This is a genomic window from Prolinoborus fasciculus (assembly GCF_056724605.1).
Genome location: NZ_JBWZQN010000098.1, coordinates 1 through 6729, shown reverse-complemented (window position 1 = coordinate 6729; position 6729 = coordinate 1). Strand labels below are relative to the sequence as shown.

The 6729-nt window shown below is 42.2% G+C and carries 9 protein-coding genes and 1 rRNA gene; 6 read left to right on the top strand and 4 right to left on the bottom strand.

Translation table 11 applies throughout. From position 1 onward, the window contains the following. Positions 1-105 precede the first annotated feature (105 nt). Positions 106-426: a DUF2147 domain-containing protein gene (locus AC1P5O_RS15910; RefSeq protein ID WP_318270628.1), complete on the top strand. Its 321-nt coding sequence runs from the start codon at positions 106-108 to the stop codon at positions 424-426. A gap of 51 nt (positions 427-477) precedes the next feature. Here AC1P5O_RS15910 and AC1P5O_RS15905 read toward each other — a convergent pair whose 3' ends face one another. The 3 genes from AC1P5O_RS15905 to pdxA are packed head-to-tail and all read right to left on the bottom strand — an operon-like array spanning position 478 to position 3147. Next, positions 478-1323 carry a symmetrical bis(5'-nucleosyl)-tetraphosphatase gene (locus AC1P5O_RS15905; protein ID WP_121980315.1) on the bottom strand — a complete coding sequence of 282 codons (846 nt, stop codon included), beginning with the start codon at positions 1321-1323 and terminating at the stop codon, positions 478-480. Between the two features lie 6 nt (positions 1324-1329). After that, on the bottom strand, positions 1330-2142 hold the full coding sequence (gene rsmA / locus AC1P5O_RS15900; RefSeq protein ID WP_121980316.1) for a 16S rRNA (adenine(1518)-N(6)/adenine(1519)-N(6))-dimethyltransferase RsmA: 813 nt from the start codon (positions 2140-2142) through the stop codon (positions 1330-1332). Between the two features lie 33 nt (positions 2143-2175). Then, positions 2176-3147, bottom strand: coding sequence for a 4-hydroxythreonine-4-phosphate dehydrogenase PdxA (pdxA, locus tag AC1P5O_RS15895; RefSeq protein WP_318270627.1), 972 nt, complete (start codon positions 3145-3147; stop codon positions 2176-2178). A gap of 302 nt (positions 3148-3449) precedes the next feature. Between pdxA and rplM the strand changes: the two genes are divergently transcribed. The 5 genes from rplM (at position 3450) to AC1P5O_RS15870 (ending at position 6367) form a co-directional block, all read left to right on the top strand. Continuing rightward, positions 3450-3878: a 50S ribosomal protein L13 gene (gene rplM, locus AC1P5O_RS15890; RefSeq protein ID WP_004281682.1), complete on the top strand. Its 429-nt coding sequence runs from the start codon at positions 3450-3452 to the stop codon at positions 3876-3878. 13 nt (positions 3879-3891) lie between these two features. Further along, positions 3892-4278 carry a 30S ribosomal protein S9 gene (rpsI, locus tag AC1P5O_RS15885; RefSeq protein ID WP_004281681.1) on the top strand — a complete coding sequence of 129 codons (387 nt, stop codon included), beginning with the start codon at positions 3892-3894 and terminating at the stop codon, positions 4276-4278. Between the two features lie 331 nt (positions 4279-4609). After that, positions 4610-5263 (top strand): glutathione S-transferase N-terminal domain-containing protein, encoded by a 654-nt coding sequence (locus AC1P5O_RS15880; RefSeq protein WP_005248012.1) that lies wholly within the window; start codon positions 4610-4612, stop codon positions 5261-5263. Between the two features lie 9 nt (positions 5264-5272). Next, complete coding sequence (locus AC1P5O_RS15875) at positions 5273-5701, top strand: ClpXP protease specificity-enhancing factor (RefSeq protein WP_005248014.1); 429 nt, start codon at positions 5273-5275, stop codon at positions 5699-5701. Positions 5702-5719: 18 nt separating this feature from the next. Beyond that, the gene (locus AC1P5O_RS15870) at positions 5720-6367 is read left to right on the top strand and encodes a hypothetical protein (RefSeq protein ID WP_121980318.1); all 648 of its coding nucleotides are present in this window, start codon (positions 5720-5722) and stop codon (positions 6365-6367) included. 247 nt (positions 6368-6614) lie between these two features. Here AC1P5O_RS15870 and rrf read toward each other — a convergent pair. Beyond that, positions 6615-6729, bottom strand: a 5S ribosomal RNA gene (gene rrf, locus AC1P5O_RS15865).

Sequence of the window (6729 nt, the reverse complement as noted above, 5' to 3'; positions counted from 1 at the left end):
GTCATCGTTCGGTGAATAACTTTATGGTGAATATTATGGCTGCTATAGTGGCTTATTGCTTAAATCCAAATAAGCCAACTTTCCAAAACTTGCTAAAAAGCTAAAATATTTCATCGAACTCAGGTTACCTATTCAGGCAAAATTGTAAAAATCACGCCTCGCCCAGACTATAATCCACGTGAAAAATGCAATAACTGCCCTGCACCTTATACCAATCAGCCTATTTTAGGCATGACCATTTTAAAAGGCCTAAAACTGGTTGAAGGTACCAAGAATTATGACAAAGGTCGTATTATCGACCCATTGGCAGGTAAAATTTATGATGCAAAAATGCGTTTAAACAATACCGGTAAACGTTTAACCTTACGTGCCAGTATTGGCGTTTCAGTTCTAGGCCGTAACCAGACCTGGATTCGAGCAGACTAAATTTTAAAACTAAAAAGCCACGTAATCACGTGGCTTTTTTATGGAATGTGCTTACATCGCCGGATTGTCCACTGCAAACATCTGCTGATCTTCTAGGCGGAATGCTATCAGTTGATTACCCCAGACACAACCGCCATCTACATTCTGAATCTTGTTCGAAATGGTTTTACCATTCAAGGCGGCCCAGTGACCAAACAGGATCTGATGAGTTTGTGCGGCCTGTGATTCAAACTCAAACCAAGGTTTAAAACCTTCCGGCATCGGATCATCCAGCGCATCTTTAAAGCTGTATTCCAGACGTCCCTCAGCGTCAGTTAAACGCATTCGGGTGAGGTAGTTCACGATACAGCGAATACGTTCATGGCCTTGTAGCTGATCCGACCAAAGTGCGGGTTCTTTCCCGAACATTTCTTTCAGAAAATCATCCAGCACCTCGAAGTCATCATGAGCAATGATCGCTTCGACTTCTTGTGCCAATTGAGCAGTTTTTTCTGCACTCCAGATATTCGGAATCCCAGCATGCGTCAGGATAGTCTGCTCATTTGGAAATAGACACATTGGCTGTTTGCGCAGCCAGTCAATCAAGTCATCACTGTCGATCGCATCAATCACATCACGAACATTGTCTTTTTCTTTCACCGGTTTGATGCCGCGGGCATAAGCCAGCAAAGTCAAATCATGATTTCCCAAGACCGCCGCAGCCGCACCTTGCTCAGCCAGCTTTTTGATAAACCGCAACGCTGCAATTGAGTTTTCACCACGTGCAACCAAATCTCCAGCAAACCAGATAAAATCTTGTTCTGCATCAAACTGGATTTCCTTGAGTAAAGCTTTCAAAGCCTCAAAACAGCCTTGAACATCCCCAATCACATAATTATATCGAGCAGTACGGTTCATCGTAATTTAAGCCACCATTTGATCTGAAAGTGCAACAAACTGTTCAAGTGTCAGAGTTTCTGGACGTGCCATCGGATCAACACCCGCTTTTTCAAAACCATCTTCGATCAGCATACCTTTCAAGCTGTTACGCAGGGTTTTACGACGCTGGGTAAATACATGCGATACCAGTCGTGCCAATGCTTTTTCATTCTTCGCCACAATCGGTTTAACTTTATAAGGCTCTAAACGGAATACTGCTGAAGTCACTTTTGGTGGCGGATTAAAAGATCCTGGTGGTACTTCGAACAAGAAAGTCGGTTTACAGAAATATTGAATCATCACCGACAGACGGCCATATTCTTTGGTATTGGGTGATGCGGTAATACGGTCTACCACTTCTTTTTGCAGCATGAAATGCATGTCTTGCACTTTGTCACCAAATTCCAGGAGATGGAATAACAGTGGCGTTGAAATATTATAGGGCAAGTTACCGACGACACGTAATGGACGATCTTCCTTGAACAATTGAGAATAATCATATCTCAATGCATCGGCTTCAATAATGGTTAAACGTTCCGGATGTGGTACACGACCCGGCAGACCTGCCGCCAGATCACGATCCAGTTCAAGTACAGTTAAGGCATCACATTCACCAATTAAAGGTGAGGTCAAAGCGGCCAGACCCGGGCCAATTTCCAGGATGTTCTGACCTGGACGCGGATTGACTGAGCGTACAATTTTGGCAATGACACGCTGGTCATGTAAAAAGTTTTGACCAAATCTTTTTCGAGCCTGATGCCCTTCATCTTTTGGGTTTAAGGCATTAATTTGATACATAAAAACATTTCCAACGTGAGTGATGAACAATAATCAGTGGCGCGCCAGATCGAGGGCTAAATCGACAGCAACGTGCAGGCTGGAACTTTTCGCAAGTCCCGTCCCCGCAAGGGAGAGTGCTGTGCCATGATCAACAGAAGTTCGAATAAACGGTAAGCCGAGGGTAATATTAATGGCTTCACCAAAACCCTGTGATTTTAACACAGGTAAACCTTGATCGTGATACATCGCCAGAACAGCATCAGCATCTTTTAGGTTTTCTGGAGTAAATAAAGTATCAGCAGGTAGGCTTAAACTCATGTTGATACCTTGAGCACGATAGCTTTCGAGTACCGGATTGATCACTTCAATTTCTTCCATCCCCAAATAACCGCCCTCACCGGCATGCGGATTTAAACCGCAAACCAGTATCTTCGGCTGTTCAATCTTGAATTTGGATTTCAGATCGTGAATCAGAATATCAATCACCTGATGCAAGCGCTCAGGGGTAATTGCATCTGCCACAGCACGAAGCGGAAGATGGGTAGTGGCCAAGGCCACGCGTAAAGTTTTGGTGGCCAGCATCATGACTACACGTGGAACACCAGCAAATTCCTGGTAATACTCGGTATGACCACTAAAAGAAATGCCCGCTTCATTTATCACGGACTTTTGTACAGGCGCAGTCGCGACGCCGACACTTTTTCCTGACATGGCATAGTCTGCGGATCGACGCAGTTGCTCCAGTACATAAGCCGCATTGTTCGGATTCAGCTCACCCAATACGACGTCTTGCTGCACGGGAACATGCTCTACAAATAGCTGACCGATGCCTGAAGATGACTCCTGTCCTTGATATTCAATCAGCTCAACCGATAATTTGAGTATCTGAACACGTTGCTCGAGCATATGAATATCCGCCAACACCACAATTGGGCGCTCATCAACACGATCTGCAAGACTCAGGCAAATATCAGGACCAATTCCGGCAGGTTCCCCACTGGTGACATATAAAGGCAGCATCATCTTCTCAATTTGGCAAAGCTGAGAAATATTATAACCCGATCACGCCTACGCTGTAGTAATCATTGCAAAGAGTACTTATAAATCAATATTTTGATACCATTGAAACTATGGTTACAAATATAGTTGCAGTTTTTGTAGCATATAAAGGCTTAGGTCTTTCTTTCACCAGGGAGATTAGATAAAATACAGCGCTTGAAATTTTAATTTTCATTTGTGATTCTTCACGTATTCGTTTAGAATCGCGTCTCCTTTAGTTTGGACAGATTCCATAGTCCAAACCAACTATAATAGGTAGTGGTTTAATGAAAACTCTCAGCGCTAAGCCAGCTGAAGTTCAACACGACTGGTACGTTGTTGATGCTTCTGGCAAAACTTTAGGTCGCCTTGCGACTGAAATCGCTCGTCGTTTACGCGGTAAGCATAAAACTTCTTATACTCCTCACGTTGACACTGGCGACTACATCGTTGTTATCAATGCTGAAGAAATCACTGTGACTGGTAAAAAGTCACAAGATAAGAAATACTATCGCCACACTGGTTTCCCTGGTGGTATCCGTGAGACTAACTTTGAAAAGTTAATCGCTCACAAACCAGAAGCAGTTCTAGAAAAAGCTGTTAAAGGTATGTTACCTAAAGGTCCTCTTGGTTATGCAATGATCAAGAAAATGAAAGTGTATGCAGGTACTGAGCATCCACACGCTGCTCAACAGCCACAAGTTTTGGACATCTAAGGGATAACAGCACATGGCTACTAATTATGGTACAGGTCGCCGTAAGACCGCAACTGCACGTGTTTTCCTATCAGCTGGTACTGGTAAACTCGTAATTAACAACCGTACTCTTGAACAGTATTTCGGTCGTGAAACTGCTCGTATGGTTGTTAACCAACCACTTGAGCTTCTTGAAGCTACTGACAAATATGACCTTTACATCACTGTTGCTGGTGGTGGTATTGGTGGTCAAGCAGGCGCTATCCGTCACGGTATTACTCGTGCATTGATCGCTTCTGACGAAACTTTAAAACCTGCTCTTCGTCAAGCTGGTTTCGTTACTCGTGATGCTCGTGAAGTTGAACGTAAGAAACTTGGTTTACGTAAAGCTCGTAAACGTCCTCAGTTCTCTAAACGTTAATTCGTTTACCGACTCGGACAAAAAACCCTGGATTTTCCAGGGTTTTTTTATGGTAGTTAATTGGTAATTTAGACCTTTTTCCTTGTTATTGTTCATGCACATCCTTACCCCACACCCCTTCATGACACCAGAATGACTTCATCAAATAATAATTTGCGATCCCAATACAGATAAACAGCAAAATGACAGGAAGCTTGATCAGCATCTTATTTTCCTCCAGTTGTTTTTCTTATAATCTACCTCGGCTCAAGCCGATTGATCTTTGATGCTTGGTGCTTTTTAGGTTGAATTTTAGTATCCTAGTCTATTCATTAGAAGCTCATCAGGATTTATGTCAGTCGAAAGCGCGCCTCTTCAAGGAATCACTCTCTATAGTCATGCCGATGACTTTCGTTCCCATTGGATTCGCTATGTGCTTACCGAAAAACAGATTAAATATAACCTGATTTTGGTGGATGCCGATGATGAGGATCTGGCCAGTCTCAATCCTTATAATCAATTGCCGATGCTGATCGAAAATGAACTCAAATTATTTAATACTTCAATTATCTCTGAATATGTAGATGATCGTTATCGTCAGAACAAACTGTATGCCGATGCTCCGATGCCCCGGGCAGAGCAACGACAATACATCTGGCGCTTTGAAAATGACTGGCTGAAGCTGGCTGATATCATGTTACGCCATCCTGATACGCTGGATAAGAAAGCCAAAGCTCAGGCACAAAAACAGTTACAGGATATCCTGATTTCATTGATGCCACTATTCCAACATTTTCCCTATTTTATGTCTGAACAATTTAGTATCCTGGATTGTATGCTGGCACCAATTTTTATCCGTCTGAAACAGATGGGCGTAGAATTACCACAGCAGCAATGCCGTCCGTTTTATTTATATTGCCAACGAATTTTTAGTCGTCCTGCCTTTGTAAAATCCATGACATTGCAGGAAAAGAACCGTTATTCAGTGCAACTCAAACATCCATAGAGAAACATCATGTCCGAACAAGAATTCAACCTTAGCCCTACCCGTCCCTATATGGCACGTGCAATCTATGAGTGGGTTTGCGATAACAATATGACGCCTTACCTGCTGGTGGATGCCACACGCCCAAATACCATGGTTCCTGAGCAGTTTATTAAAGATGGACAGATTGTTCTGAATATTGTGCCACATGCCGTGCATGCGCTGCATATGAGCAATGATGCCATTAGCTTCTCGGCTCGCTTTGGTGGCGTTTCTCGTGATATTTATGTGCCTATGGCAGCAGTACTCGGCATTTATGCACGTGAAAATAGTCAAGGTTTATTCTTTGATCCAGGTGAATATGAGCATACACAAAATGATGAAGATGCTTTAAAATCAAGCACTGAAGAACAAACTGAACAACCAAAGAAAAAACCAACTTTAAGACTATTAGATTAAAAATAATGGAGCAAGTGAATGGCTTTTGATTTAGTACAATATTTTGTTGAACAGATAGAGACTCAAAAGCCTGAGCTTCTAAAAGAATATACAAAAGAAGAAAGACGAAAATATATATCAGAAATCAATGCCTTAACTTTAGGAAAACTTATTACTGAATGGCGTCATAACCCACAAAAAATTTATAATGAAATCAATCATCCTGATGAATTATATATCCTGGAAATCGTGCGTCATCTCGCTACCAGTCCGGAAAATCAATCTACTCTGGATCGAGCCCAGCTTGAGCACAGCACTTCAGAAATTTTTCATTTACAGCTTATTGAATTAAAACAACTGCATGATACCGGCAACCATAATATCCATAGCATTCAGGAATTACTGACCGGGCAAATTGAACATTTATCTGGTCAAGCAGATGATTGGGTTTGGACAACAAACAAGCTAACAGAACTCAAAGGCTCTAAACCAATTGTGCAAGAAGAGCTATCATTGGAAACATCAATGAAGGAGTTTAATCAAATGGTAAGCCAGAATCAGCAGCATCAAGATGTCGAAGAAGTCATTGTTATCAATACCCCAACATGGGCAAAGATTGTTGAACCCATCGTGGCGATTGTCATTCTTTGGGTATTAATCGCAGCCGTAATGCGCGTGTTTGGCTAAAATAGTCTGCAATAAAAAACCAGCGATTCGCTGGTTTTTTATTTTGTAAGGTTTATAAGATCAGCTTGTAAACTCTTATAGCGCTAGTTTTACAGAGATCCCAATAGGTCAAACAAATTAACAGGAATTCTCTGTCTCAGAAGAATCTGATCAACTTTGAGATATAGATATGTTAAATATCTTATCTAAAATTCCACGCACAAAAAAATCCCCCTCTGCCTTAGCGGAGGGGGATTTTCGAATAATGAGCTGGCGATGACTTACTCTCACATGGGTAACCCCACACTACCATCAGCGCTAAGAGGTTTCACTTCTGAGTTCGGGAAGGGATCAGGTGGTTCACTCTTGCTATGGTCGCCAGC